General features: G+C 51.1%; 1 pseudogene. It reads right to left on the bottom strand.

Features of this window, described 5'->3' with window-relative positions:
- Positions 1 to 1898 (bottom strand): annotated as a pseudogene (locus QX565_RS20565) (CotH kinase family protein); the annotation flags it as partial.

Raw genomic sequence — 1898 nt, 5'->3', positions numbered from 1 at the left:
TCTTCATCATCCGTAAGCGCACGGTTATAAATACGGAAATTCCTGATCTCCACATCCGCCGTATCACTGAACAAACGGATGTTTACCGGTTCCGCCTGCAGTAGTCCTTCGGTAGACCCATACTGCACAGCCCCGCAACGGATTCCGTTTACATAAAGTTCCAGCAACCGTTTGCCAGCCTTGGACCCGACAATAAAGGCTATTTTCAGGTTCATATCACTTGCAAACTTTGTACTTACTTCCGTACCGCCGGAAACACGCATAAGGGCCTGCTCCGTTGTCATCTGGAAACCGATATCGCCGGCCATACAGTCCAGTATCACTCCCTGCCGGTCCGTTACCGATGAACAAAGAATTTCCATTTCATAGGTAGCCCCGGTAGTGGTCGCATCTGTGGAGAACGGCTGGTACCCGATTTCAATCTTCGCGCCTCCCGTAAGTTTCAGGGCGTCACCCGTCCAGCCGTTGCTGTTCCAGTCGAAACCTGCAAACGTTGTATGTATGTCGCCATAATCCCAGGCTCCCGGATCGGATTCACTGTTACTCCGCCCGGCTGCCGAAAGTTTCAGTACAAGCCCGGCAGTAGTTTCTTGTAAGTCGATTCCGCTTTCGCTCACGTCGATATAAAACGGGTATTCCGTGGCTCCCGTCTTAAATTTCATATTGATTTCACCCTGTTCCGTAAAACGGTTGGTATATGTCTGCGTAGTACGGGCCACACTGACAGACTGCGTTTTCACCCCGTCCCGGTAAACGTCCACTTTAGCCGGCGTCGCGGCGGGATCATAAGCCACAAAGTCAAATTTCACCTGTTCGTACTGCCCCGCTTCCAGGCGCGGAACAAGATGATCCTCCGTAAAAATACGACCGTCCGGAAAACTCATCATCGTGCCGATGAACGGTGCCGATCCTCCGGATTTCAGGATATCAATATAGATACTTTCAGATTTTAGCACGAGATCGGCGGAAGCCTCCATTTCGGCAACCATTTGAACGGTATTCCGGCCGGTCACAAGCGAAGAGGAGGACAAACTGAAACTGCCGTTTGTCGTTCCTGATCTTGTAATAGTGTGCGCGTTCTGTTGCTGACCGTTCAGATAAAGCGTGACAACCTTTGTTCCGGCACCGTTGACAGCATAAGGAATATTAATCGTGTCAGCCAGAGTATAACCGCCTGCGGCTATGGCCCCGGCCAGATTGTAAGAGCTGGTAAGGGAAAGGCTGACAACCTTTACGGATGTAAACGCCTGCCGGGTTTGCTTCTTGCCGGTGGTCGGATCGGTTGTGGTTGCCACTACGTAAATATCGGTATTCCCAACAAGCAAGTAACTTGAAAGGTCCAGTTCGTAACTGCCTTTAGAAACGTCGCTGACCGTCTGGGAATACATGGTAGTCGTTCCACGCCTGATCGTAACGGTGATATCCGCCTTTTGCCCGGTAGATTCCCCCTTTTCGTCCCCCGTGGTGTATTGGTGATCGTACGTATAAGTAAGACGGGCGTTTCCGCCTTCTTTTATGATCGCATTATCTACAGCCGCATTTAAGGCAATTTTAGTAGCCACCGTTTCGCCGGAACCTCCACCGGAACCGGCCGGGATATCCACAGCGGTAATTTCCGCGCCGCTTTTGTTCTGGAAAGACAGACGGACGGATGTTTCATCCTCGCTTACCTCTGCATTTACATTGAACAACGTGGAAGCGTCCACCTCATTAAAACGGGCGGTTACAACCTTGTTTTCTACCGGATTGGTGGAATCTAAGGACAAAGTTTCGTCCACTTCCAGGATATCCACGTTTACATTCACATTACCGGCCGCGTCCGGCGTCTGCTTCTCGCCGTTTACCGTTACACTCTTTACCGTTCCTTTGCCGCCGAACTCTTCCCAGCTCGCCTCCTG

The sequence above is a fragment of the Bacteroides sp. 41_26 genome (assembly GCF_949740115.1).
Lineage (GTDB): Bacteria > Bacteroidota > Bacteroidia > Bacteroidales > Bacteroidaceae > Bacteroides > Bacteroides nordii.
This window is presented reverse-complemented; position numbering and strand designations above follow the sequence as displayed.